Origin of the sequence: Undibacterium sp. (assembly GCF_030683615.1) — a bacterium.
Classification (GTDB): domain Bacteria; phylum Pseudomonadota; class Gammaproteobacteria; order Burkholderiales; family Burkholderiaceae_D; genus Undibacterium; species Undibacterium umbellatum.
This window is the reverse complement of sequence record NZ_JAUXQE010000043.1, coordinates 138,825-160,979: the sequence shown is the minus strand read 5'-3', so window position 1 is coordinate 160,979 and position 22,155 is coordinate 138,825. Positions and strand designations below refer to the sequence as shown.

Sequence of the window (22,155 nt, the reverse complement as noted above, 5' to 3'; positions counted from 1 at the left end):
AGAATCCCGGCTGCTCAGACCATGCCTATCTGGTTTGAGCATCCGGACTTACCATAGACTGGCCAATACCTTGTCTGAATTTGACACTGATCGATCTGGATGGGAGGATTTGTCCCAGACTGTTCGCTAACGAACAGAGGTTTTCTTGCAGGCATGACATGATGTTATAGAACTAAAAATCAGTTATGATGAACATCGGCAAATAACAAATGTTCAAAGTATTGATCAACGCAGGATGACAAACGGAGAATACAAATGCGCAAAGTATGGCTATTATTGTCGATGAGTTTGGTATTGTTGCTTTCTGGTTGTGGCTACAATGGCTTCCAGAGTGGGGACGAGCAAATCAAGTCCAGCTGGTCTGAAGTGTTAAACCAGTACCAACGTCGTGCTGATCTTGTGCCTAATCTGGTGAGTACCGTCAAAGGCTTTGCCGCACAGGAAAAAGATGTGTTGCTGGGTGTCACCAATGCCCGTGCTAAAGTTGGCAGCATGCAGGCCACGCCAGAACTGCTGGCCAATCCAGACGCATTTGCAAAATTCCAGTCCGCCCAGGGCGAATTATCCGGTGCCTTGTCCAGGTTGCTGGTCGTCACTGAAAATTACCCGCAACTAAAATCAGACGCCAACTTCCGCGACCTGCAAGCCCAGCTTGAAGGCACAGAAAACCGCATCGCCGTCGCACGCAATCGCTATATCAAGGCCGTGCAAGAATACAATGTGCTGGTACGCTCCTTCCCATCCAACCTCACAGCCATGATGTTTGGTTACCAGGTCAAGCCCAATTTTGCGGTAGAAAACGAAAAAGAAATCGCCAAGCCGCCCAAAGTGGATTTTGCCGCGCCAGCGGTTAATAAGCCTGATAGTGCTGGCAGCGCAAAATGAACATCCTGCACAAAACAGCGGCAGCATTCTTCATATGCATGCTGCTGTTGACTTTTGGCGCTCACGCACAGCTTGCCGTGCCACCCCTGCAAACGCGCGTCACTGACCAGACTGCCACCCTCAGCAGCGAGCAAAAAGCCATGCTGGAACAAAGCCTGCAAAGCTTTGAAAATACCAAAGGCAGCCAGGTCGCCGTGTTGATTGTGCCAAGCACAGCACCAGAAAGCATAGAACAATTCGCCCTGCGCGTGGCAGAACAATGGAAACTGGGGCGCATGAAGGTGGATGACGGTGTCATCCTGCTGGTTGCCAAAAATGACCGCGCCATGCGCATAGAAGTCGGCTATGGACTTGAAGGGGCACTCAATGATGCAACCGCCAAACGCATCATTGCCGAAACCATGACACCCCACTTCAAGCAGGGTGACTACTATGCAGGCATCAAAGCAGGCACTGACCAGATCATGCGCGTCATTGACGGCGAACCCTTGCCAGCAAAAAAATCCGGCAGCGCCACAGGCGTTGGCGGCTTTGAGCAATATCTACCCTTCCTGTTGATCGCGGCGCTGGTAGTCGGTGGCGTCTTGCGCGCCATATTCGGCAGATTTCTGGGTGCAGTCATCACAGGTGGTGTGGTTGGCGTAATTGCCTGGTTTGTGGCCGGTGCTATTTCCTTGGCAGTGCTGGCTGCTCTGGCTGCCATGATATTCAGCCTGTTTAGTGGTGTGATGGGCAGGCGCGGCATCGGCGGGTATTATGGCGGTTCAGGTCGCGGTAGCAGCGGCGGCGGTTTTAGTGGTGGCGGCGGTGGTTTTGGCGGTGGCGGTGCATCGGGACGGTGGTAAATATGAAAAAACTCAATTTCCAGCGTATCGCAAAACATCTGTTGACTGGCACATCCAGCCTAAGAAAAGCCTTTCCGCCCTTGAGCTTGCATGCCATAGAATCCGCCATCAAAGAAAGCGAAGCGGCGCACCAGGGACAAATTCGCTTCGTCATCGAATGTGCACTCGATAGTGCCGCCTTGTTTGCAGGCCAGACCGCCAGGGCGCGCGCAATAGAAGTCTTTGCGCAACTAGGGGTGTGGGACACCGAGCACAATAACGGCGTGTTGATCTACGTGCTGCTGGCAGACCGTGATGTAGAAATTGTTGCCGACCGTGGCATAGACCGCCAAACCCCCACAGACACCTGGCGCCAGATCTGCCACGTCATGGAAGCCGCCTTCAAACAAGCCCACTACGAAGACGGAGCCGTCAAAGGCATACAGGCCGTTGGCCAGCATTTGAGTACGCATTATCCAGCAAACGGCGAAAATAAAAATGAATTGCCGGATAAACCGGTGATACTTTAAAAATCCAGGGAGCCGCCAGATGCGAGACAAGTAGCACCCTGGCTCAAGCAGAGCGACTGCCAGCAAAATATCCCAGCGTACCCGCACAACTTGACAGCGCCGCACCCCAGCAAATATCGATAGCCGCCAGCACCGGCGACCAGGCTTTTAGCGTCGCCAGATTGCTGAGGTCATATGTCCCATATGCCACCAGACCCAGCAAGCCACATAAGCACGCTGCCTGACGCCAGCTTTGCGCACGCAGGGCAGGCAGGATGCCCAATACCAGCAATCCAGAGGAATACAACAGATAAAAAAGTGCTGCCGGTATTAACCTGGGTTGCGGCAGCATCAAGTCACCCAGATAAGCCTGGTAAGTCGACCCCATCAACAACCCCAGCCATATAGCATCCAGCGCAAGTATGGCGACTAGCGCAGCACCATAAGCAATCAGCAATTGCTTGCCTGTTGGTGATGTCACTGTGGATAGCATATGCATGGCAAAAATCCATTTCAAGTAGTGAGGGAATACCCATTTGCAGATTGACGAATGGAAAGACTCTCCATTGCAAGACAGTGCGCAAGATCAGAGTAGCAGATATCTCAAATAATCCGTATGATCATTGACATGCGTGGCCCCAGTTTAATTGCTCAGTCTTCTACCTGGCGAGAAAATTAATGAAAACAAATGAGGGAATTGCAGCGACTGCGATTGATGCGCAGAAAGGTGAGCGTGATTATGCACTGCTTGAGATACCTGCTTACATGCCCTGGTCTGAGAGAAAATTGCTTGAAGGAGAGTCTGAAGCATTAATCGCCCATCTCGATGCGACCAGCATGTGGCTGTCGCCTGAACAGTTGCAAACAGTAACAGAATCAGACTTCGAAGAATTATTGTCTGAACTCAAAGAAACGCTTGGAAATGCCAGTTAACATGAATCTTGAAAAACGCTCCAGTTCCATCTGAGAAGCGTTTTTCTGTTTATGCTGACTTCACTCCAGCGACTTGGCCTTTACTGCCGGTAAGCGCCTTTCCTATCCCCGTGAAACACATTACATTGAGCGGGAACTCCAAAAGCACATGCAAAAGACTCAGGAAGAATAAAACCTGCAATCCCAGATTATAGTCATATGCATACAGCGCTATCGACAACAGCCAAATCGTAATCGTCAAAACCAAAGTCTGCCTGGGAACCTTATGCCATTTGATGACCGATGTTTTTGAAAACCAGTTCAGGTAATGATAGGTGTAAGCAAAAGCAATAAACCGCATGATCACAAAACCTGCATCGCTGGTAAAAATCTCGCTAGTCCTTTGCAACGTATCGAGATGAAAAATATTGATTAAATTAAAATTCAATGATGCAAATTGAAAATAACTTTTGTGAACATCAATACTGACTACATACTGCAAGCCGTCTGGCTTGATAAGAAAAAAACTTGCCGCACAGACGATCAAAACCGCGATGGACAAATACCCCGAAAACGATTTTTCTTTCAATGCACCAAACAGCATAAACGCCAGCGTAAAAATAAAGACGTGAATAATGGTGGGGAGAAAAAGACCTATCCAGATTAAATAAGCTGGAGACTTATTGACCAGGCCCACAGCCAGCAAGGCCAGAACCACCAGCGCAATCCGATAAAGCCTGTCTTCTACCAGCGCAAAAATAAGCGACAAAAAAACAGCAAGCGCAACCAGGTTTGCGGCAAAAGTGCTGTCTTTAGAAAGTGGTATAAAGGCCGGGACGAAAAGCAAAACAAAGCACAAACCGATCAAAAAAATAAAATCGTATTTGCCCTTGGTGAAATAATTTTTTTTATGCAGCCATCCTATTTCGGTCAGGTAATGCAATGGCCCCAGTACACCGTAAGAGAACAAAAACAATTCGAAAGGGATGATGAACGCAATGACGCAAGAAAAAATAATCAGAGCAGTGTTTATATAATTAATGCTGTTGGTGGTCATAATTTCCAACTAAACATAATTTGAGCTCATCACATTCTCGGCCTAGTCTGACTGATGAAATGGCATTGGCTTCTCTAAATGTCTGCACAAAACCTGAAATTGGAAATGGACTCAAAAGAATTTATCGAAAGGTGCGTGATGCACTGCTTCATCAATTCTTCGGAATTGTGATTCGTCTATATTTTTATAGTTAGAACGTAAGGTCTTTGTTGTAGACGCGACAGAAAGTTTATTTAAACTTTGCGGATCTTCTGCAGGCAGTGGCGCCTTAACATTTGAAATAATAATCGCATTAATATTTTTAATTCCGTGTATTAAACAATACCGAAGCCTCGCATTCCCATCAATAACAATTAATTGACCGTCCATTTCTTCCAATACTGGCGGACAGACGATAGAATATGAACCGTCATCAAATACAATTTTTTTCAAATCAAATAGGTCGTGACCATCTTCATTTAAGTCTTTAATGTAATCCTCCATTTGAAATACTTTATATTCTTTAACAGATTTCTGTAGCACTTGAATGTCTTTTGAGACTTCGATATTTTTCATCAATATTTCAGCATTCTTATACTGCGGAATGGTCCTTAGTAAGGAAAATAACTCTTCTTTTATACATTCCTGATATGGAAGTTCGGATGGCTTTGGGTGACTTCGAACAAATAATTTCTGCAATTCTGCCCAAATAATTTGTAAAACTGCAGAGTCGGTGCTGTAAGTATATACACGTAAAATTTCTGAAGTGTAATCTCTATCACTACCAATTTTTTTTCGTAAATCACTTATTACCGCCCTACCTTGTTTTGATGGCATATCAAAGAAAAAACCGTTTATTAATATACTCTGTTCGTATTCAACCTCAACTATCTGAGCCCCCATCTTTGATAGCAGCGCGCGACGCCTTAATTCATGTTTATCAGTCTCCTTGGGTACAATACAAATAATCTCTACCCCCCGTCGTGCAGCCGCTAAAACTGCTAAAAATGAAAAATCTAGCCAGTATGTTGATGTACCACTAAAACAAAATAGATTATTACATTGTCTCAATGAGTGCATCATTAGAAAGAGTTTTTCATCAAACCCTTGAAATGATCGTGCAGCGATATTTGTACGGATTTTTGAGCGTTCTTTTCGTAGGAAATCAGCAACTGCATCTTCTCCGGATTTATGAAGTGACTTTTTCTTCGTCGAATTTATTTCAAAATCTGTAGAGTTTATATTGCCAGTGTTAATAGAAATAACATATATGCCTGTTTGTAGCGATGATTGAATATGCGTCGCACTAGAAATTACTGCATTCGCTAATGAGTACAAAAAGTCCAGAGCTCGATTCGGTTTTTTCGAAGCACTAACGTTCTCGCATAATCGGAACGCAAGGATTTCTGAAAGAATTCCTCTATCAAGCTCCCTACTTGCAGTTGGATTAAATACAAAAGATGGTAAATTGCTAACTACACCCCCATCGATAAGAAGAGATGGGCCAACGGGAACGGCTTTGAAAAAAAATGGGATTGTGCATGAGCAGCGAACTGCCAAGGCTACACTGTCATCTGGAGTGGTCTCTCTTGACCATATTTTGGGTTGACCAGTGACTAAATCCGTTGCAACAATATGAAGTGGAATGCGAAGTTCTTTGAATGTAATTGGGCCTGCTACTCCCAATGCCCGTTCCGGTTGAATAATTTGACTTAACTTATTCTGGAGCCATGATTCAATTTGAACAGAACTATGCAAACCAGAGTTACGTGCAATTTCTGCAGCTATTTTCCAACGTCCCCATGTACAAAAACGAGCAACTTTAAGTAAAAAAGATTTTTTGAAAAAAATTTCTTCTTCTATTTTTTGGGGGCTAATAAAAGAAGGGAAATTAGTTTCCTCTAATAGTTTTGAGAGTTGAGGAGCATCATAGCCTGCAGCAATCAGCGCTGCCACGATAGAACCGCCAGATGTCCCAGCCACACGTTCGAAGCTCACACCTGCTTCGCGTGCGGCCGCATATGCACCAGCGTGTGCAGAGGCGCGCACTCCACCACCTTCAAAAACTCCCCAACAATGAGAAAAATACATTGTTTGCAAAGGTTCTTTTTTTTCACTTTTCATACAATCACCGCAATGTATTCATTAATTTTGCCTTTGCAATGGCAATTAAATTCGAAGAGCAATAGCGTTCCAATCCAAGAAGGACTTCATCTAAAGAAATTTTGTTTTCACAAACTTCACGAATAAAAGATTTGACGGTATGCGACAGCTCAAAATTTAATTTGACGGAAAGATTAATTGCTCTAGATGCTTGAATCGTAGGCAAAATCACTTCATTCGCTTGGAATTCAACAATTTTATCTTGGATAGCAGAGTAAGCACCTATCTCAAAAATACTCGGTTTTCCAAAAAATTGAGCAGGTTTAAAAATGACGGAATTAAATGTATAGTCAGCGGTTAGAGGTAGCGTTTCAAATTTCAAATCTAATGAATGTCGTTTGATATGATAAGTATTTGGTAAATCCCAGGCATCAAAGTAAATCGTTGACTCCCTTCTACCACAGCCTCCAAATACTGTCGGTATTGCATCTTCACCGAGAACATCAACAACAGAGTGCTCACCAGATGCGACCATGTCTATGTCATTTGAAATGCTGTTTGCGGAGTTAACTAATTCATTAATTCTATCGCGTGCCCAACCACCGAATACAACAGCATTGATTTTTTTTTCACACATTGCCTCAATATGAACGCTAAAAAGTTGATCAGAATAAATTAATGCGTTGAATCTTTCCTGCATATACTCCGCGGCATGCTCTAGTAGCAAGGGTGATACTAGATTTGCTCTAGGCCTTGGTCGAAGGATCGGCAATATTTTTATTGGAAGAATCGGAGGTGAACTGTTCATTGTTTCAGTGTTGCCTAGTAAATATAAACTGTTCAAATTATAGATTGTTTATTTTCGAACAAGCTGCTTTGCTATCGATTATTGTTCTACAGTTTATTAATTGCAAGATAATTGCCGATTAGAGGGCAAACATCCTGGTCTAATCGGTACATGATATTTTCAGCCGTTCTAGGTTGCCATGTTTCTTTCTTGTTCGTGCACTACGACTTCAAATGTATTTGCTGAAGCACTATTGTTTATAATCTTTTCAATGCGCTTTGCTTGGGCTGGGTCCTAGCTTCCTATCGGCTGTGCCCTTATAGCGAGCCTCAGCAATAGATGTTTGTGGATATTTTAAAATGTCAAAGTTCTACATATATCAGCAAAGCGGTAGTCCATTCTCCAGTAATTTGCTCCATCAGTATTACGCAATAGATAAAGCGTACCCCATCTATGCTTTATAAGTTTTTTCTTTAGGAGCGGCTTTTTTGATTTCGATACCCGTTAACGAGGCAACTATTTTGGGCATTTTGGTGATATTGGAAAGTACCGTCAAAGAAATTGGATGTCAATAAACGCAAAAAATGCTTAGAAAACAAAAAACCCGCTAAAGCACAAGGCTAAAAGCGGGTTCTTTGCATCTGGCAGATCGCTCTGCAAGAAAATTCTGGTGGTGATAGGTGGACTTGAACCACCGACCCCAGCATTATGAGTGCTGTGCTCTAACCAACTGAGCTATATCACCAAGAAGCCTGCGATTATGTCAGTTTGGCTTTTGGCTGTCAATATGCAAAACCAGATTTTGATGGAAACCGGGGCTATTTTTGCTTAAAAAGCAAAGCATTTCTGGTTTTGTGTCTGCATTATGCTGCGTATTGTTAAAAATGAGGTTCGCAATGAGATTCCCAGCAAAGCTCGTAGTGAGCTTGGCTGGGGTTCACTCTGGGATTGCTAGTGCTTGCCTGACGGTGTCCATGATTTGCGCCTGGGCATCGGTTGCAAGGCAGTCGATGATGATGCGGTTTGGCATGGATCTTAGCCAGGTGACCTGGCGTTTGGCGAGTTGGCGGGTGGCGATGATGCCTAGTTCGCGCATTTCTGCCAGGGTGGTTATGCCATCCAGGTAATCCCAGGCCTGGCGGTAGCCTACGCAGCGTATGGATGGCAGGTTGGCGTGCAGGTCTGGTCTTTGTTTTAAGGCTTTGACTTCATCGATAAAGCCTTGCTGGAGCATGGTGTCAAAGCGCAGGGCGATGCGTTGGTGCAGTACGCTGCGGTCTGATGGTTCCAGCGAGATGGCGTGCATGTCAAAGGGTGGGGCGGGACGTTCCTGTTTGGCCAGCAGGGCGGACATGGGCTGGCCGGTGATGGCGATGATTTCCAGGGCGCGTTGTATGCGCTGGCTGTCTTGCGGTTTCAGCCTTGCTGCGGTTTCCGGGTCCAGCGTTGCCAGTCTGGCGTGCAGGGCGGGCACGCCTATGCGGGCGGCTTCTGCATCGAGCTCTGCGCGTATAACCGGGTCTGCGCCTGGCAAGTCGTCCAGGCCATCCATCAGGGCTTTGAAATACATCATGGTGCCGCCTACCAGCAGGGGCAGCTTGCCCCTGGCTTGTATGTCGGCGACCAGTCTTTGGGTGTCTTTGCGAAATTGCGCTACTGAGTAGGATTCTGCCGGGTCGATGATGTCGATCAGGTGATGGGGTACTGCTGCCAGTTCTTCTGCATTGGGTTTGGCCGTGCCTATGTTCATGTCGCGGTAAACCAGGGCAGAATCGACGGAGATAATTTCTGCCGGGTAGTTGCGCGCAATTTCCAGCGCGGCGGCGGTTTTGCCTGAGGCGGTAGGCCCCATGATGGCGATGACTTTATTAACTAAGATATTCATACTGGTTGTTCTGCCGGAGGTTCGGCTTCAAGCAATGCTGGTAAGACGCGGGCGGCGATAAAGATCAGGCTGCCCATGCAGCAGGCGATGATGGCGAGTGGATAGACCGTGCCATTATGCGTGGCACCAACGATGCTACCGACGATAAAGGCCGCCAGCATATACAGCGCGCCCATGAGGCCAGCGGCAGTGCCTGCCTGTTGCGGGAAAGGTGAGACAGAATTGGATTGTGAAATAGGGAAGTTGATGCCATGCGCACCCATGGTCATGAACATGATGGGCGGTATCATGGCCCAGTGGTGCATGCCAGCCATGGTCAGTGTCAAGAAGCTCGCACCCGCTGCCAGCGACAGGCTGCTGCCTATGCGCAGGGTGATCCTGGTGCCATAGCGTGCATGCAGGCGGCGGCATACCACAGTGCCACTGAGGTAGCCGGATACGCCAAAGGCAAAACAATACCCAAACCAGGCCGTCGGCAAAGCCAGCACCTTGATCAGCACCACTGATGCGCCGGAGATGAAGACGAAGATGGAGCCATACGACAATGCACCCGGCAAGGCGTATACCCAAAATACTGGCGCACCCAGCACGATGCGGTAATTGCGTAGCAAGCCGCTGATGTTGGTGGCCTTGGCGTCTTTGTACAAATTGGTTTCTGGCAGGCGCAAGATGACCATGATGAGCAAGGCAGCAGCCAGCAGTGCATGCACGAAAAACGCCGCCCGCCAGCCGAGATTGACTTGCAGGAATGAACCCAGGATAGGTCCCAGCAAAGGTGCGGCAGATACCCAGCTACTGGCCTTGGAAATGACCTTGACGCTGTCTTGCGGGTCATAGGCATCGCGCACGATGGCACGGGCAATGATGACAGCAGAACAGCAACCCAGTGCCTGCAGGAAGCGTGCAATGATGAGCATGCCCATGCTTTGCGATGCGCCACACAAGAGGCTGGCCAGCATGTAGAGGCTGAGTCCGGCGATGACCACGGGGCGACGGCCAAAGCGGTCAGATAAGGGGCCTATCACCAGTTGCGCGCCACCAAAGCCAGCGACGAAGATGGTCAGCGTCAGTTGTACCGTAGCGGCAGGCACGTCAAACACGGTGGCCAGGCTGGGCAGGGATGCCAGGTAGAGGTCAGTAGACAGCGGTTGCAGCATCAAAAATGCGGCAATCAGAAAGAACAGCGGCGCTGTTGAAAACTGGGAGATGGCCTGGGCTGACTGGTTCATGGGGGTTTGCATGCTATTGACCGCGCAAGAACATCTTGTCGAGGTCATTCAAACCCAGTTGCACCCAGGTTGGGCGGCCATGGTTGCACTGGTCTGAACGTTCTGTATGTTCCATCTGGCGCAGCAGCGCATTCATTTCTGGCACGGTCAGGCTGCGGTTGGCGCGCACGGCAGTGTGGCAAGCCAACGTACCCAGCAATTCATTGCGCCTGTCTATCAAGACGCGCGAGCCGCCAAATTCACGCACTTCACGCAAGACATCGCGTGCAAGTGACTGGGCATCGGCATTCTTCAAGAGAGCGGGCACGGCGCGCACGGCCAGCGTCGTCGGCGAGATGGCGGCCATATCAAAGCCCAGCGCCTTGAGTGTGTCCTGATGTTCTTCTACAGTGCCGACTTCGACAGCATCGGCAAAGAAGGTGATGGGAATCAGCATGGGTTGCACTGGCATGCTGTTTTCATCAAGGGCGTTCTTTAACTGTTCGTAGAGTATGCGCTCATGGGCGGCATGCATGTCCACCAGTACCAGTCCCTTGCTGTTTTGTGCCAGCACATAGACGCCATGCAATTGGGCGAGGGCGAAGCCTAATGGGTAGTCGTCATCAGGCAGGCTGTTGGCAACCGGGTTGGCGGGGGCATAGCTGGCACCAGCCTCATTGACGCCACCATTGACATTGGGGCGGAAGAAAGCGCCATAGCTTTCCATGCTTTGGGTGACACCGCCATTGGGCTGTGGGCGGTAGGGGTTTTGATAGGCATTGCCGTAGCCGCTGCCACCAGTATTTCCGCCGCCAGCATAGGGGGATGGGTTGGCAAACTGCGCCGCAAAAGTGGTTTGCTCACCGGAAATCCAAGGCATGCTTCCACTCGCAGGTGCTGCCACGCCAGAGCCAGCAGACATGGGGCCGGGTACAGTACCAAATGCAGTGGCGGATGTTTGCGCCAAGGCGCGGCTGACCGCATGAAAGACAAACTGATGCACGGAGCGGCTATCGCGAAAGCGTACTTCTATCTTGGAAGGGTGTACATTGACGTCGACCAGTGCCGGGTCCAGGTCCAGCCCCAGTACATAGGATGGATAACGGTCACCGTGCAAAACGTCTTGATAGGCAGCGCGCACGGCATGGGTCAGCAGCTTGTCGCGCACAAAGCGGCCATTGACGTAAAAGAATTGCGCATCAGCGCGGGCCTTGGATGCTGTGGGCAAGCCGACAAAGCCGTGTATCCGCAAGGGGCCAGCACTTTCATCAAGTGACAGGCGGGCATTCGAGAAAGCTTCACCCAGAATCTGCGCACTGCGTTTGTCGATGGCGCTGACATTCCAGTGATCAACTGCCTTGCCATTGTGGCTTAATGAGAACGAAACATCGGGCCTCGCCAGGGCAATACGACGCACGATCTCGGCGCAATGACCAAATTCTGTCTGCTCGGACTTTAAAAACTTGCGCCTGGCCGGGGTGTTGTAATACAGGTCTTGCACATCCACGGTGGTACCTTGTGCGCCGGATGCGGGCGAGACCTTGCCGTTTTCTATTTGCCAGGCATGCGGTGCATCGGCAGTGCGGGTGGTCAGCGTCAGCAGCGATACCGAGGCGATCGAGGCCAGGGCCTCGCCACGAAAGCCCAGGGTAGCGACATGCTCCAGTTCATCCAGGCTGGCAATCTTGGAGGTGGCATGGCGGGCCACGGCCAGCGTTAACTGGTCGGGCGGTATGCCGCGGCCATTGTCGGTAATGGCAATGCGCTTGACGCCGCCTTCTTCAAGTCGGATGACGACATTGCTGGCACCGGCATCCAGGGCGTTTTCCAAAACTTCCTTGACGACGGCAGAAGGTCTTTCGACGACTTCGCCTGCGGCGATCTGCGAAATCAGGTTGTCGGGCAGGGCCAGGATGGGGCGATGGGTAGCAGGGTTCGAATTCATGCCATGATTATACCTGTCAGGCGTCGCAGACATTGCTGACTGGTGTATGATTGCGGCGGCTTTATCTACAGACCATCTAGACCCTGGGACAATAATGGATTTTATGCAACTCTTCGGCATGATTTTGCATGTCGATAAAATGCTGGGCACCTTCGTTACGCAGTACGGCACGCTGGTTTATGTCATTTTGTTCGCCATTGTATTTTGTGAAACGGCTTTCGTGATTTTCCCTTTCTTGCCTGGGGATTCTTTGCTATTCATTGCCGGCGCTCTTTGTGCCGCTCCTGATTCACCAATCAATGTCTGGCTGCTGATTGCCTTATTGATCGTCGCTTCAATCACTGGCAATTCTATTAATTACTGGATAGGCAGTATGATAGGGCATAAGGTGATGGCGAAAGACTATCAGTGGATAGACCGCAGATCCCTGATGAAAACCCATGAATTCTATGAAAAACATGGTGGCAAGACGGTGGTGCTGGCGCGCTTTATCCCGCTGGTGCGTACTTTTGCTCCCTTCGTTGCCGGGTTTTCTGAAATGACACACAGAACCTTCCAGTTGTATAACGTCCTGGGCGCCTTATTGTGGGTATTCAGTGTGGTCCTCGGCGGTTATTATTTTGGTAATATTCCTGTCGTCCGTGATCATTTGAATACTATCGTCTTGATCGGTGTTGGTGCTGCGGTAGTGCCTGTGGTACTGGGCGGATTATGGAAATTGTTCAAGAGGCCTAACAAAGCTTCCTGATTCAAACACGCGGGTAATGTGAAAGCAAAGTCCACTTCATCCCATATCATCTGGCTGCATGCCAGTGCACCAGCCAAGCCTGCGTTGGGGCAGGCGTGTAATGGTTGTGGAGTTTGCTGTGCTGCCGAACCCTGCCCGGTGGCAAGGGTGTTTTTGTGGCAGTTCAAGGGGAGTTGCCGTGCTCTGGAGTGGCATGCAGACGCGCAGCAATATCGCTGTGGCATGTTGCTGCAGGCTGCCAGTTATGTAGGCTGCTTGCCACTTGGCTGGCAAAGCTGGTTTGCAAAAAGGGTAAGGCGCTGGATTGCAGCGGGCACGGCTTGTGATTCTGATGCCAGTGCCGCTGCTGCTGTTTCTACTGCAAATAGCGGTGAGTGACAGCTTTCAAGGCAAGAGCAGCGCACTGATCATGCTCAGGGCTATATTACCGCCCACCAGTATGGCCGGGGTTTGCAGATCCGGCTTCAAATCATCAACATCAAATTCATTGTGAATGGCTGTCGAAATGCCATCGACGGCTTCTTCGCGGCTGCCTTTTGCGACTGTTGCATTGGTTTCAATCACACGCGCTGCGACGCTAACAAAGTCAAACTTGCTCATCAAGCTGCTGAAGATGGCTTTATTGATTCTGGATTGTTCGCTGAGGCTGGCAATCTGGGTGTTCAGCTTTTCCTGGATGATGGCACTTTTGGCTTGCGCGCTGTCCAGGATATTGGGGTAGGCATCCAGCAGTTTGCCTATGACAAAACGGGACAAGTCTTCACCATGTTTTTCAACGATGAAATGCACGGCAGCAGCGGCCCCCTGTTTTTGGCCTATGAAAAAATAAGCGATGGGCGCGAGCAGGCTGACCAGTATCAAGACTGTGCCACCATGTTGACGGGATGCCATGCTGGCACAAACAAAAAACAGGATAATGTTAAAAACGATACCAAAAGCGGTGTAAGCGATAATCCGGCTGCTTAGTTTGACGCCTGCCAGCGCTGTTACATTTAAAATGCTTTTAATTGCCATATATGCTGTCCTGCCCTTGTTTAGAGTGAGAAGTGAGAACTGAGAATCGACCAACAAATCATAGCATAAGAGAAATTTAAGACAACAAAAGTAAGTTTTAACGTGTCATCAATAAGAGACGCAGGGCCAGCAAGGACAACACGGCTGCCAGTAGGCGTGCCTGCAATCTGGCCACTTTGGCATGGCGCATCAGGGCCTGTCGAATGACATGGCCAAAGCTGCCCAGCAAGGCATGGAAGACAGTGCTGATGATGGTCAACACCACGCCCAGCAACAGCAATTGTTGCGTCACCATGCCCGCATGCGCATCGACAAATTGCGGCAAGAACACCATGAAGAATAATAGGGCCTTGGGATTGAGCAGGCTGTTCAGGCAAGAGCGGGCAAACACGCTGCGCAGGGACGTAGTCTGGTTGGCAGCTTGCGTCACAGGCGCAGACTTGTGCAGAGCCTTGTATGCCATCCAGAGCAAATATAGTGCACCGGCATAGCGTATCAAATCGAATGAAGGTGGCCAGGCGATGATGATGGCGGTGATTCCACAAGCGGTCAGTATCGTCAGCAGGGTATCGGCAAGCCCTATGCCCAATGCAGCGGCGACACCGCCACGCACACCATGCTGCATGCCGCAAGTCATGACGAAAGCCATGTTCGGGCCGGGTGAACACAGCAACAGCAAGACGGCGATGCTGAAGGTGGCGAGGGTATTTAAACTGATCATGTTAGCTATCCTGGTGATTGCTGAAAAGATGCAGGCAGTGTAGTCTTTTGATCTGATACAGTAAAAAAATTGTTCTAGATACTATCTTGTTACTATTCTATGGCCCTGGCTCGCTACAAATCCATCGTTGATGATTATGCTGCCCGCATACGTAGCGGCAAATTGCGACCTGGCACGCAATTGCCAACCTTGCGCAAGCTCATGCAGGAGCACGGCATTGCCCTGGCAACGGCCTCCCGCGTCTATACCGAGTTGGAGACGCATGGCCTGGTTGCCTGTGAGATGGGGCGCGGCACTTTTGTGCGCGATACCAGCCTGCCACGTGGCTTGGGGCTGGAGCAGCAGACCTTGCAATCGGGGGCGGTAGATTTGATTTTTAATTATCCTTGCCTGCCTGGGCAAGACGAAATGCTGCGCGAAGGTTTGCGTTGCATCGCCAGTTCAGGCGATCTGGATGCCTTGTTGCATGCTGCACCCCAAGGTGGTCGCCCGCATGAGCGGCAGATCATTGCCCGTCATTTACGTAACCGTGGCTTGCGCCTGCCTGCGGAACAGGTACTCATCGTCAACGGTGCGCAACAGGCGCTGGCGGTGACTGTGCAAGCCTTACTGGCACCGGGAGACATCCTGGTCATGGATGCACTGACTTTCCCCGGCATGAAAACCCTGGCGCAATCAGCACGGCTGGATGTGGAAGCCTTGCCGCTGGCAGCAGGAAAATTGAACTTGCCAGCCCTGGCTGCGCTGTGCAAGCGGCGGCCAGTGCGTGCCGTGTATGTGATGCCGACCATGCATAATCCCATGGGCACGGTGATGACAGATGCAGAGCGAAAAAAACTTGCGCAACTGGCGCAAAAACATCAATTTTTGATCATTGAAGACGGGGCCTATGCCTTTCTGGCAGAGCCTGCGCCAAAGCCAGTGTTTACTTATGCGCCTGAGCAAACTGTGTATGTTTCCGGTTTATCCAAGAGCGTGGCATCGGGTTTGCGCATAGGCATGCTGGCTGCACCGCTAGCATTGATACCTGCGCTGGAAACAGCAATCCGCGTCACATCCGGCAATACACCTTCCTTGATGATAGCCCTGGCTTGCCTGTGGATAGAAGCGGGTGTCGTCGACGAACTGGAAGTAAGGAAGCGCAAAGACGCCAGGCAAAGACAGAAGCTGGCACAAGCGGTCCTGCATGGCTGTATGCTGACAGCGCATCCCTCTTCTTATTATTTGTGGTTGAGTTTGCCGGAAACTTCACGGGCGGAACAAGTTGCTGCTGCTTTGGCAGAGCAGGGCATTATGGTGGCAACTGCCGATGCGTTTTCCGCTGGGGCATCTGTGCCGCATGCCTTGCGGCTGGCGATAGGTTCGGTACCGCTGGATGTTCTTGGGCAAGCCCTGACAAAGATAAAAGTGGCGTGCTGGTCTTAGTGAGCCTTAAGCAAGTTCGATATCTGTAGCTTCAACGCGTCGGAAATTTTTTCATCTCGCTAATTTTTACCTGCATGCCATGTGCTGTTGGTAATTCAGTGAGACATTGCGCGATCGTGACATGTTTTTGACTGGCCTTGATCTCACCACAGGATAGTCCTTTGGTGATTTCAAAAACCTGCGTCTTGCCAAGATAGTAGGTATTGCAGAAATCGACACTATTTCCGGGTGACATGAATTGGCGTACAACTGTCTTGTTCAGGTTTTTTATGCGTCCTTTGTAAGTGTCCATACTATGATCATAGTAGGATCGTATGTATTCCACTTCTTGTAAGGGCTGGGCAGTGAACAGACTGAAATACTTGGCTGAGATACGGGTTTCTTCCAGTTCTTTTGCGGAATAACCCTCGCCTTTTATCTTTTGCTCTATCAAGGGCAGGGCGGAGGAGCAACTAAGAACCTTCATTTCCACAAAAGATGGGATGCTGGTGATATCTTCAGCATGGCCAGGCACAGCAAGTGTCAAAGCCAGCATGGTCAAAATCAAGGTTTTCAATTGTTGCCGTCCATAGGTATTCTCAAGTCATGCGGTTTTTAGCCAGCGGTGGGTTCTTGGAAAAATATTTCCTGATACCCTTCATGACGGCTTCTGCCAGTTGATCCTGGTAGGCATTGTCGGTCAGCTTGGCTTCTTCTTCCGGGTTGGAGATGAAGGCGGTTTCTATCAATATGCTGGGGATATCAGGTGCTTTCAATACGGCAAAGCCAGCTTGCTCAACTGAACCTTTGTGCAGCCTGTTGATGCCACTGATTTCACTGAGTACTACCTTACCCAGCTTCAGACTGTCATTGATTTGTGCTGTGGTCGATAAATCCAGCAAGACGCTGGCAAGCTGCTTGTCATGGGTCTTGATGTTGACACCACCAATCAGATCGGCAGCATTTTCTTTATCAGCCAGCCAGCGGGCGGCAGTCGAACTGGCCCCTTTTTCTGACAAAACGAACACGGATGAACCGCGTGCACTGGAGTTGATAAAAGCATCGGCATGCACGGACATGAACAAATCCGCTTGCACGGCGCGGGCTTTTTGTACTCTGACATTGAGCGGCACAAAGTAATCTGAATCGCGGGTCAGCATGGCGCGCATGTTTGGATGTTGCTCTATCTTGGCCTTGAGGCGTTTGGCAATCGCCAGCACCACGTCTTTTTCACGGCTACCTCCACGGCCAATAGCGCCGGGGTCTTCACCACCGTGCCCAGGGTCGATGGCAATAGTGATCATACGGGTCAGTTGTACCGGTTTTTCAGCAGGCTTGTCAGCCGGTTTTTCTTGTTTTTCTACTGCGGCAGTTGTGTTTGGTTTGATCTCAGGCTTGTCATCCTGCCTGATTTCTGGCTTCAAATCCACTTTGCCATCGCTCTTGCCTGCCAGGATGTCGGCAGGGTTGACGGTGCTGGCCGGGGCTTGCGCAATCTTGCTGGTATCCTTATCCCATTCCCCTTTTTCTATCATCGCAGTCAGGGGATCAACCGGGTTGGCCGGATACAGATCGAAAACCAGCCTGTGTTTGTAATTCCCTGCAGGTTGCAGGGTAAATACCTGCGGGCTGACTTCTTCTTTCAAATCGAACACCAGTCGCACGACGTTGGGGCGATTTTGCCCCACACGCACTTGTTTGATGTAGGGGTCATTCGACTTGATCTTGGCGACCAGCTCCTTGAGCTTGGCATTCAGCTCCAGCCCCTCGATATCGACAAACAGGCGGTACGGGTCTTTCAGTACGAAATGATTGGTTTTCAGCTCACTGTCATTTTCCAGCGTGACACGGGTATAGTCTTCTGCTGGCCAGACACGTACCGCCAGTATCTGTGCCGCATTGGCAGCCGGGGCGATGACGGAGAGCAGCAGTGTGCCGCCTGCTTTGAGCAGGACACGGCGTTTTTTGGAAAGCGCAGTAGTATTTTCAGCGCTTACAGATTCGGGGCAAACTTGAGTAATGCGAGACATGCGATACCTTTGGCAGACAACGCGTGCAATTCTACCTCACGACCGTCACCGGCGACGCGCAAAAATACATTCAAGTCCGGTTCTGGCAGCACGCCATCGGCTTTTTCCGGCCATTCTACGACGCAGATATTGCTATCATTAAACTCTTCCCGAAAGCCTGCTTCGGCAAATTCATCTGCACTGATCATGCGATACAGGTCAAAATGCATGATGGTGACAGCCTGGCCCTTGAGTTTGACCTGGTAAGGCTCAGCCAGGGTATAGGTCGGGCTTTTGACATTGCCATTGTGGCCTGCGGCATGGATCATGGCGCGTGTCAGGGCGGTCTTGCCTGCACCCAGGTCGCCATGCAAAAAGATGCTCATGCCCGGTGTCAGCGCATGCGCCAGGCATTTGCCCAGGGCCTGGGTAGCTGCTTCATCGGCGAGTGTGGTCTTATAATGTGACATTTCCTGCAAAGTTCCTATTCATGAATCTGCCTAACATAGCACAACACCCTCATTCTGTGTACACCAGAGGGCCGAGCGCGTGAGTCTGGACAGCACAGCCCTGGCCGATCTGGCGGGGCAAATACGCCTCTGGGGCAAAGAACTGGGTTTTGCCGAACTACGCATAGCTGATGTCGATCTGTCGCATATAGAAGGCAGCTTCCAGGCCTGGCTGGATGCTGGCTACCACGGCGAAATGGCTTATATGGCCAGCCACGGCAGCAAACGCACCCGCCCGGCAGAGTTGGTGCCGGGCACGGTCAGAGTGATTTCTGCCCGCATGAATTATTTGCCCAGGACTGAAAGCTGGCGCGCCGAAGAACAGGGGCAGGCGGCAGACAAGGCCGTAATTTCACTGTACGCACGTGGCCGCGACTACCACAAAGTCTTGCGCACCCGTCTGCAGCAACTGGCTGAACGCATAGAAAAAGCCATAGGCCCCTTCGGCTACCGGGTATTTACCGATTCTGCACCCGTCATGGAAGTAGCGCTGGCAGCAAAGGCAGGCCTGGGCTGGCGCGGAAAACATAGTCTGTTGCTCAGCCGCGAGGCTGGCTCGATGTTCTTTCTCGGTGAAATCCTGATCGATATTCCCTTGCCAGTCGATGAACCAGTCGGCCAGCACTGCGGCCAGTGCAGCGCCTGCATGGATGTTTGCCCAACCAAGGCGATAGTCGCACCTTATACCGTCGATGCGCGTTTGTGCGTGTCTTACCTGACCATAGAATTGCACGGCAGCATACCGGTAGAGTTGCGTTCTTTGATTGGCAATCGGGTGTATGGCTGTGATGATTGCCAACTGGTGTGCCCCTGGAACAAGTTCGCCCAGGCAGCCGCCGTTGATGATTTTGCCGTTCGCAATGGCCTCGACAATGCCCGCATGGTGCATCTGTTTGCCTGGACTGAAGAACAATTCCTGCGCATGCTGGAAGGCAGCCCGATACGACGCATAGGCCATGAGCGTTGGTTGCGTAATATCGCGGTTGGGCTGGGGAATGCAGCTTCTGTGATGAAGGGCGATGCAGAGATTGTTGCGGCTTTAAACGCGCGGCGAGATCATCCTTCAGAGATGGTGAGGGAGCATGTGGTGTGGGCTTTGGAGCGACATGGGGTGGAGCATTAAGCGATGGCGGACTATTTATTTGGTAATAGAGAAGCTACTTCAAACGGAAATCCCGTCTTGGTCAACTACCTTGAATGCATCTATCAAAGCGGGAATTTCGTCCGGTTTCTGGAATATTTTTCCGCAAGAACAGGGTTTGTATGGAATGAAATAGGCTATCGTTTTCCAGACCTGACTGAATATGATGCAGAATATTATTTTGTAGGCGTGCGGGTCTGGGTTGGCGTGTCAAGGATCACACTGGCTGAGGTCGATTTTGTTGAGCAAGTCGGCAAGGCTTGTAAAAACTATTGCAGTAAACATCAAGATAACGTGAGTCTGGTCAATGCCTTATTGGAAAAAATACAAAATAATTGCAGGAAAATAGAGATTACATCAGGATTTGAGATGCTAAAAAGGGATACCAGCAAAGCCAGCATAAGCACGATTGACAAAGCTGTGTATGAGCCATGTTTCCATCATTTGATCGACTGGGGAGTTGTTTTGCTGGAAGTGGTAGGTATGCAAGGCATTGATGAGTGTTTGAGTCCTTCTCTCGTGAAGGATTTTGCATACCATGAGCTTGAGGAAGTCTCTATTGATGATCCCTTGCTGGAATTTATTGTAGATCTGGCTGCAAACAGCGGATACAACTCTCTTGATTTATGCGAAAGGATCGAGAAAATCTGTCAAGCCAAAGGCATAAATTTGGAAAAGTCCAGGCAAAAATGGTTACTCATTTTGCTCGACAGTATTTTATCGGATATTGATTCTGACCCTTTGTACGGGCTCATAAAATTGGCGAAATTTTGGGCTGCATGGGGATGGCCTCCTGGTAGTTCAGCCTTGATGCAACACGACAATAAGATATCTTCTCAGGATTATCATTCACCAGCCAATTTCTTTCATGTGGTAGCAAATCACCGCGAATGGCTGGAAGCAGAGATTGCAGCCTGTCGATAGTGTTGCAGTGGACTGATAGGTTGCAGCTTTCACTGTACATGCATACTCCAGTCAAGTGATCCATAAAACGGATGTTGTTTGACTTCACCGCACCAAACTCAACCACACCGGCAAAGTCAACACAGACAACACTGTACTTGCCGAAATCAAAAACGCCACAAACGGCCCATTCCCACCCATGCGCGCTGCCAGTACATAGGCGCTCGATGCGGTAGGCAGGGCGCAGAAGACGACGGCGATTTGCAGTTGCAGTGGCGGCAATTCCAGCCAGCGACCCAGGAACAAGGCGATCAATGGCAGGGCCAGCAGCTTCACTGATAAAAAATAGGCAGCGATGCCCTTGGCTTCACGCAGGCCAGACAGGCGCATGCCAGCGCCGACGGCCAGCAAACCCAGCGCAATCGAGGCATTGCCCAGGCGTGACAGAGTGGCGGTAATACCTTCAGGTATGGGAATCTCAAGCACACTGAACAAGACGCCGCTGGCGGTGCCGATTACCAGCGGGTTGCTGGCGATTTCTTTCATGAGCCTGCCGCTATTGTGCGCGAGGGCATACACGGCACCCATATTGCACATGGGGACCAGAAAACCTATCAGCAAGGCCATCAGCGCGGTGCCCTGTTCGCCAGCCATGCGCGAGGCGATGGCCAGGGCGATATAGGAGTTGAAGCGAAATGCAGTTTGTACGCCTGATTCAAATATCCTGGGAGCAGTCTTGAACATGAATTTTGCCATCCAGCCCAGCAACATGCCACAAGCGGTTGTGATGACAGCGACCTGCAGTAAATGCCCCGTCGAGTGAAAGTCAAAACGGGTGCGCGATGTGGTGTAAAACAGCAGGGCGGGGAACATGATGAAGTAAACGATCTTTTCCACCCCAGCCCAGAAATGCCCGCCCCAGTGAGCATGACGTGCCAGCAGAAAACCGATGAGTATCAGGCTAAAGTCGGGGAATAGCAGGGTGAAAATCGACATCGTTCTTTACTTCAGCAATCCCGCCAGTTCTACTGCAGTCTTGACCTGCATTTTGTCAAAGATATGGGCGCGGTGCACTTCGACGGTACGCATGCTGATGCCCAGTTGATCGGCGATGACCTTGTTCATTTTGCCCAGCAAGATCAGGTCCAGCACTTCTTTTTCCCTGGCAGACAGGCTGGCCAGGCGGTCGTGTACCAGTGCCGCAGAACTTGCCTGGCGGGAGATTGCCAGGGCTTCTTGCACCCTGTCCATGAGCTTGTTGTCATTGAAGGGTTTTTCAAAAAAATCAAAAGCACCGCGTTTCAGCGTGTCTACCGCCATTGGTACATCACCATGGCCTGTCAGGAAAATAACAGGCAAGCGTTTGGTCAATTGCCGGGCCGCCAGCATTTCAAACAGATTGATGCCGGTCAGGCCGGGCATGCGAACGTCCAGCAAGATGCAATCACCCTGGCTGTCAAAGATCAGGGGCTTGTCGAGCGCATGCAGGAATTTTTCTGCGCTTTCATAGCTGTGTGCGGCAATTTGCCTGGACCTGGCCAGCCAGGATAAAGAGTCGCGTATGACCTCTTCATCGTCAATGATATGTAGCATGTTGTCTCCTGTATATTAT

The 22,155-nt window shown here is 50.1% G+C and carries 23 protein-coding genes and 1 tRNA gene; 9 read left to right on the top strand and 15 right to left on the bottom strand.

Features of this window, described 5'->3' with window-relative positions:
- The first annotated feature begins 255 nt into the window (after window positions 1-255).
- The 3 genes from Q8K39_RS23870 to Q8K39_RS23860 are packed head-to-tail and all read left to right on the top strand — an operon-like array spanning window position 256 to window position 2,239.
- Complete coding sequence (locus Q8K39_RS23870; RefSeq protein WP_305263639.1) at window positions 256-885, top strand: LemA family protein; 630 nt, start codon at window positions 256-258, stop codon at window positions 883-885.
- Window positions 882-1,730, top strand: a complete 849-nt coding sequence (locus Q8K39_RS23865; protein ID WP_305263638.1) for a YgcG family protein — start codon at window positions 882-884, stop codon at window positions 1,728-1,730. Before Q8K39_RS23870 ends, Q8K39_RS23865 begins: the two co-directional genes overlap by 4 nt.
- Window positions 1,731-1,732: 2 nt before the next feature.
- The gene (locus Q8K39_RS23860) at window positions 1,733-2,239 is read left to right on the top strand and encodes a TPM domain-containing protein (RefSeq protein WP_186952384.1); all 507 of its coding nucleotides are present in this window, start codon (window positions 1,733-1,735) and stop codon (window positions 2,237-2,239) included.
- Between the two features lie 43 nt (window positions 2,240-2,282).
- Here Q8K39_RS23860 and Q8K39_RS23855 read toward each other — a convergent pair whose 3' ends face one another.
- Window positions 2,283-2,717 carry a DUF2177 family protein gene (locus Q8K39_RS23855; RefSeq protein WP_305263637.1) on the bottom strand — a complete coding sequence of 145 codons (435 nt, stop codon included), beginning with the start codon at window positions 2,715-2,717 and terminating at the stop codon, window positions 2,283-2,285.
- Window positions 2,718-2,896: 179 nt separating this feature from the next.
- Here Q8K39_RS23855 and Q8K39_RS23850 point away from each other — a divergent pair, with 179 nt between their 5' ends.
- Complete coding sequence (locus tag Q8K39_RS23850; RefSeq protein ID WP_305263636.1) at window positions 2,897-3,151, top strand: hypothetical protein; 255 nt, start codon at window positions 2,897-2,899, stop codon at window positions 3,149-3,151.
- Window positions 3,152-3,200: 49 nt separating this feature from the next.
- Here Q8K39_RS23850 and Q8K39_RS23845 read toward each other — a convergent pair whose 3' ends face one another.
- The 7 genes from Q8K39_RS23845 to mutL all read right to left on the bottom strand — a co-directional run bounded on the left by Q8K39_RS23845 (window position 3,201) and on the right by mutL (window position 12,094).
- The gene (locus Q8K39_RS23845) at window positions 3,201-4,187 is read right to left on the bottom strand and encodes a hypothetical protein (protein ID WP_305263635.1); all 987 of its coding nucleotides are present in this window, start codon (window positions 4,185-4,187) and stop codon (window positions 3,201-3,203) included.
- A gap of 111 nt (window positions 4,188-4,298) precedes the next feature.
- A complete protein-coding gene (locus Q8K39_RS23840; protein WP_305263634.1) occupies window positions 4,299-6,290 on the bottom strand; it encodes a patatin-like phospholipase family protein in 1,992 nt (663 codons plus the stop codon).
- Between the two features lie 4 nt (window positions 6,291-6,294).
- A complete protein-coding gene (locus Q8K39_RS23835) occupies window positions 6,295-6,969 on the bottom strand; it encodes a hypothetical protein (RefSeq protein WP_305263633.1) in 675 nt (224 codons plus the stop codon).
- Window positions 6,970-7,724: 755 nt separating this feature from the next.
- Window positions 7,725-7,801 (bottom strand) — tRNA-Met (locus tag Q8K39_RS23830).
- A gap of 192 nt (window positions 7,802-7,993) precedes the next feature.
- Window positions 7,994-8,941 (bottom strand): tRNA (adenosine(37)-N6)-dimethylallyltransferase MiaA, encoded by a 948-nt coding sequence (gene miaA, locus Q8K39_RS23825; RefSeq protein ID WP_305263632.1) that lies wholly within the window; start codon window positions 8,939-8,941, stop codon window positions 7,994-7,996.
- Window positions 8,938-10,170 carry a multidrug effflux MFS transporter gene (locus Q8K39_RS23820; protein WP_305263631.1) on the bottom strand — a complete coding sequence of 411 codons (1,233 nt, stop codon included), beginning with the start codon at window positions 10,168-10,170 and terminating at the stop codon, window positions 8,938-8,940. Before Q8K39_RS23820 ends, miaA begins: the two co-directional genes overlap by 4 nt.
- A gap of 13 nt (window positions 10,171-10,183) precedes the next feature.
- Window positions 10,184-12,094, bottom strand: coding sequence for a DNA mismatch repair endonuclease MutL (gene mutL, locus Q8K39_RS23815; protein ID WP_305263630.1), 1,911 nt, complete (start codon window positions 12,092-12,094; stop codon window positions 10,184-10,186).
- A 94-nt stretch (window positions 12,095-12,188) separates the two neighbouring features.
- Here mutL and Q8K39_RS23810 point away from each other — a divergent pair, with 94 nt between their 5' ends.
- Window positions 12,189-12,842: a VTT domain-containing protein gene (locus Q8K39_RS23810; protein ID WP_186952401.1), complete on the top strand. Its 654-nt coding sequence runs from the start codon at window positions 12,189-12,191 to the stop codon at window positions 12,840-12,842.
- 18 nt (window positions 12,843-12,860) lie between these two features.
- Window positions 12,861-13,220: a hypothetical protein gene (locus tag Q8K39_RS23805; RefSeq protein ID WP_305263629.1), complete on the top strand. Its 360-nt coding sequence runs from the start codon at window positions 12,861-12,863 to the stop codon at window positions 13,218-13,220.
- Window positions 13,221-13,226: 6 nt separating this feature from the next.
- Here Q8K39_RS23805 and Q8K39_RS23800 read toward each other — a convergent pair whose 3' ends face one another.
- Window positions 13,227-13,856, bottom strand: coding sequence for a hypothetical protein (locus Q8K39_RS23800; RefSeq protein WP_305263628.1), 630 nt, complete (start codon window positions 13,854-13,856; stop codon window positions 13,227-13,229).
- 97 nt (window positions 13,857-13,953) lie between these two features.
- The gene (locus tag Q8K39_RS23795) at window positions 13,954-14,577 is read right to left on the bottom strand and encodes a LysE family translocator (protein WP_305263627.1); all 624 of its coding nucleotides are present in this window, start codon (window positions 14,575-14,577) and stop codon (window positions 13,954-13,956) included.
- A gap of 99 nt (window positions 14,578-14,676) precedes the next feature.
- Between Q8K39_RS23795 and Q8K39_RS23790 the strand changes: the two genes are divergently transcribed.
- On the top strand, window positions 14,677-16,002 hold the full coding sequence (locus Q8K39_RS23790) for a PLP-dependent aminotransferase family protein (RefSeq protein WP_305263626.1): 1,326 nt from the start codon (window positions 14,677-14,679) through the stop codon (window positions 16,000-16,002).
- Between the two features lie 31 nt (window positions 16,003-16,033).
- Here the strand turns inward: Q8K39_RS23790 and Q8K39_RS23785 are convergent, their stop codons facing one another.
- From Q8K39_RS23785 to tsaE, 3 genes are read right to left on the bottom strand one after another with little or no spacing between them, the layout of a single operon-like run.
- Window positions 16,034-16,558, bottom strand: coding sequence for a hypothetical protein (locus tag Q8K39_RS23785; RefSeq protein WP_305263625.1), 525 nt, complete (start codon window positions 16,556-16,558; stop codon window positions 16,034-16,036).
- Between the two features lie 22 nt (window positions 16,559-16,580).
- A complete protein-coding gene (locus Q8K39_RS23780) occupies window positions 16,581-18,011 on the bottom strand; it encodes an N-acetylmuramoyl-L-alanine amidase (RefSeq protein ID WP_305263624.1) in 1,431 nt (476 codons plus the stop codon).
- Window positions 17,975-18,460, bottom strand: a complete 486-nt coding sequence (gene tsaE, locus Q8K39_RS23775) for a tRNA (adenosine(37)-N6)-threonylcarbamoyltransferase complex ATPase subunit type 1 TsaE (RefSeq protein WP_305263623.1) — start codon at window positions 18,458-18,460, stop codon at window positions 17,975-17,977. Before tsaE ends, Q8K39_RS23780 begins: the two co-directional genes overlap by 37 nt.
- Window positions 18,461-18,539: 79 nt before the next feature.
- Between tsaE and queG the strand changes: the two genes are divergently transcribed.
- Both queG and cdiI read left to right on the top strand, forming a co-directional pair.
- Window positions 18,540-19,622 (top strand): tRNA epoxyqueuosine(34) reductase QueG, encoded by a 1,083-nt coding sequence (gene queG, locus Q8K39_RS23770; RefSeq protein WP_305263622.1) that lies wholly within the window; start codon window positions 18,540-18,542, stop codon window positions 19,620-19,622.
- A 3-nt stretch (window positions 19,623-19,625) separates the two neighbouring features.
- The gene (gene cdiI / locus Q8K39_RS23765) at window positions 19,626-20,564 is read left to right on the top strand and encodes a ribonuclease toxin immunity protein CdiI (RefSeq protein WP_305263621.1); all 939 of its coding nucleotides are present in this window, start codon (window positions 19,626-19,628) and stop codon (window positions 20,562-20,564) included.
- An 84-nt stretch (window positions 20,565-20,648) separates the two neighbouring features.
- Here the strand turns inward: cdiI and Q8K39_RS23760 are convergent, their stop codons facing one another.
- The gene (locus Q8K39_RS23760; protein ID WP_186952419.1) at window positions 20,649-21,539 is read right to left on the bottom strand and encodes an AEC family transporter; all 891 of its coding nucleotides are present in this window, start codon (window positions 21,537-21,539) and stop codon (window positions 20,649-20,651) included.
- Between the two features lie 6 nt (window positions 21,540-21,545).
- A complete protein-coding gene (locus Q8K39_RS23755) occupies window positions 21,546-22,136 on the bottom strand; it encodes a response regulator transcription factor (RefSeq protein ID WP_305263620.1) in 591 nt (196 codons plus the stop codon).
- Window positions 22,137-22,155: the final 19 nt, after the last annotated feature.

What these genes read in the sequence shown, in the direction of transcription:
- Q8K39_RS23850 (WP_305263636.1), top strand. Translation starts at nt 2,897, where the DNA reads ATGAAAACAAATGAGGGAATTGCAGCGACTGCGATTGATGCGCAGAAA.
- Q8K39_RS23800 (WP_305263628.1), bottom strand. Translation starts at nt 13,856, where the DNA reads ATGGCAATTAAAAGCATTTTAAATGTAACAGCGCTGGCAGGCGTCAAA.
- Q8K39_RS23780 (WP_305263624.1), bottom strand. Translation starts at nt 18,011, where the DNA reads ATGTCTCGCATTACTCAAGTTTGCCCCGAATCTGTAAGCGCTGAAAAT.
- Q8K39_RS23810 (WP_186952401.1), top strand. Translation starts at nt 12,189, where the DNA reads ATGGATTTTATGCAACTCTTCGGCATGATTTTGCATGTCGATAAAATG.
- Q8K39_RS23835 (WP_305263633.1), bottom strand. Translation starts at nt 6,969, where the DNA reads ATGCAGGAAAGATTCAACGCATTAATTTATTCTGATCAACTTTTTAGC.
- Q8K39_RS23820 (WP_305263631.1), bottom strand. Translation starts at nt 10,170, where the DNA reads ATGAACCAGTCAGCCCAGGCCATCTCCCAGTTTTCAACAGCGCCGCTG.
- mutL (WP_305263630.1), bottom strand. Translation starts at nt 12,094, where the DNA reads ATGAATTCGAACCCTGCTACCCATCGCCCCATCCTGGCCCTGCCCGAC.
- Q8K39_RS23755 (WP_305263620.1), bottom strand. Translation starts at nt 22,136, where the DNA reads ATGCTACATATCATTGACGATGAAGAGGTCATACGCGACTCTTTATCC.
- Q8K39_RS23870 (WP_305263639.1), top strand. Translation starts at nt 256, where the DNA reads ATGCGCAAAGTATGGCTATTATTGTCGATGAGTTTGGTATTGTTGCTT.
- Q8K39_RS23840 (WP_305263634.1), bottom strand. Translation starts at nt 6,290, where the DNA reads ATGAAAAGTGAAAAAAAAGAACCTTTGCAAACAATGTATTTTTCTCAT.
- miaA (WP_305263632.1), bottom strand. Translation starts at nt 8,941, where the DNA reads ATGAATATCTTAGTTAATAAAGTCATCGCCATCATGGGGCCTACCGCC.
- Q8K39_RS23790 (WP_305263626.1), top strand. Translation starts at nt 14,677, where the DNA reads ATGGCCCTGGCTCGCTACAAATCCATCGTTGATGATTATGCTGCCCGC.
- Q8K39_RS23795 (WP_305263627.1), bottom strand. Translation starts at nt 14,577, where the DNA reads ATGATCAGTTTAAATACCCTCGCCACCTTCAGCATCGCCGTCTTGCTG.
- Q8K39_RS23855 (WP_305263637.1), bottom strand. Translation starts at nt 2,717, where the DNA reads ATGCATATGCTATCCACAGTGACATCACCAACAGGCAAGCAATTGCTG.
- Q8K39_RS23860 (WP_186952384.1), top strand. Translation starts at nt 1,733, where the DNA reads ATGAAAAAACTCAATTTCCAGCGTATCGCAAAACATCTGTTGACTGGC.
- Q8K39_RS23760 (WP_186952419.1), bottom strand. Translation starts at nt 21,539, where the DNA reads ATGTCGATTTTCACCCTGCTATTCCCCGACTTTAGCCTGATACTCATC.
- tsaE (WP_305263623.1), bottom strand. Translation starts at nt 18,460, where the DNA reads ATGTCACATTATAAGACCACACTCGCCGATGAAGCAGCTACCCAGGCC.
- Q8K39_RS23845 (WP_305263635.1), bottom strand. Translation starts at nt 4,187, where the DNA reads ATGACCACCAACAGCATTAATTATATAAACACTGCTCTGATTATTTTT.
- Q8K39_RS23865 (WP_305263638.1), top strand. Translation starts at nt 882, where the DNA reads ATGAACATCCTGCACAAAACAGCGGCAGCATTCTTCATATGCATGCTG.
- cdiI (WP_305263621.1), top strand. Translation starts at nt 19,626, where the DNA reads ATGGCGGACTATTTATTTGGTAATAGAGAAGCTACTTCAAACGGAAAT.